At 67.0% G+C, this 1,637-nt stretch carries 1 protein-coding gene; it reads left to right on the top strand.

Annotated elements, in window-relative coordinates:
* Window positions 1-1,637: beta-ketoacyl synthase N-terminal-like domain-containing protein (locus ACJ8IM_RS25125; RefSeq protein ID WP_442516258.1), on the top strand; the 1,637-nt coding region annotated here is incomplete at both ends.

Below are 1,637 nucleotides of genomic sequence, written 5' to 3'. Positions count from 1 at the left end.
TTTATGGTGCTGTACTCCTCGGCGGCGGCCACCTTCGGGTCGGCGGGGCAGGCGAGCTATGCGGCGGCCAACGCGGGGCTGGATGCGCTGGCGCAGCGCTGGTCGCAGGCAGGCGAGCGGGTGCTGTCCGTTCAGTGGGGCGCGTGGTCGGACGCGGGCATGGCGGTACGGCATGACGCGGTGCGTCGCGCCGAAGCGGCCGGCTTTGGGGTGATCGGCAATGCGCTGGGCCGGGCGGTGCTTGAGCGGCTGCTGGCGTCGGGGCATGCGGGCACGGTGTGCGTGTCGCCGATCGACTGGGCGCGCACGGTGCTGGACATGCCGCTGGTATCGCGCTTCAAACTGCAGCGGCGGGAGCGCGCGGCCGTTGAACGGACGGCGGCCCGGCCGGCTCAGGATCTGCTGGCGCTGGTGCGCCGGGCGGCGGCCGAGGCGGTCGGCAGGCCGGTGGCGGATGATGAGCCGCTGATGGCCAGCGGTTTAGACTCTTTGGGCGCGGTGGTTCTTGCGCAGGCACTCAGCAAAGCGTTGGGCGTGTCGCTGGGCAGCGTGTTCGCACTCAACCACCCAAGCATCGCGGAGATGGCCGAGGCGCTGGCGGCGCAGGTCGCCGCCGGGGAGGGCAACGGTCGGCCGGAGCCTGCGGCGGTGGCGGCGGTGCGGCAGAGAACGGAAGAGCCGATCGCCATTATCGGCAGCGCCTGCCGGTTGCCGGGCGAGGTCTATTCGCCGGAAGAGTTCTGGCAGATGCTGCTGGCCGGCACGGACTGCGTCAGCGACATCCCGGCTTCCCGCTTTGATATCGACGAAGTGTACGATCCGGATCCGAATGCCGTCGGGCGCAGCTACACGCGTCGGGGCGCCTTCATGAGCAAGGCGGAAAGCTTCGACTATGAATTCTTCGGTATTTCCAAAGGAGAGGCGCGGGTGATGGATCCCCATCAGCGTTTGCTGTTGGAGGTCACTTATGAAGCGTTCTCTTCCGCCGGCTATGAAAAACCGCGGCTGCGCGGTGCGGCAATCGGCGTCTTTGTCGGCGTGGCGAATCAGGATTGGATGATTGTCACCGGCGAAAAAGAGGCACACAACCCGTTCTTCGGCGCGGGCGTTTCATCCTCGATTATTTCCAACCGCATGTCCTATCTGTTGGGGCTGACCGGGCCGAGCATGACGCTGGATACCGCCTGTTCTTCTTCTCTGGTGGCGGTCGATCTGGCGGTTGAGAAACTGCGGAGTGGCGATTGCGCCGTTGCCGTCGCGGGCGGGGTGAATGTCATGATGCATCACCGCACCTTCGTCGGTTGCTGTGCCGCCAACATGCTATCCCTGTCAGGACGAAGCGCGGCCTTTGATGAGGCTGCGGACGGCTATTGCCGCGGCGAAGGCGTCGGTGCGGTGGTGCTGAAGCGCCTCAGCGACGCGGAGGCCGATGGCGACGCTATTCTGGCGGTGATCCGCGGAACGGCGGTGAACCAGGACGGACGCAGCGCGACGATGACGGCGCCGAATGGCGGCGCTCAAGAGGCCGTCATCACGCGGGCGCTGGCGGAAGCCGGGCTGCGCGGCCAGGACGTGGACTACATCGAATGCCATGGCACCGGCACGCCGTTGGGCGATCCGATCGAGGTGGGCGCCCT

The sequence above is a fragment of the Serratia sp. CY33525 genome (assembly GCF_052169115.1).
In the GTDB taxonomy this organism is placed as follows: domain Bacteria; phylum Pseudomonadota; class Gammaproteobacteria; order Enterobacterales; family Enterobacteriaceae; genus Serratia; species Serratia sarumanii.
This window is presented reverse-complemented; position numbering and strand designations above follow the sequence as displayed.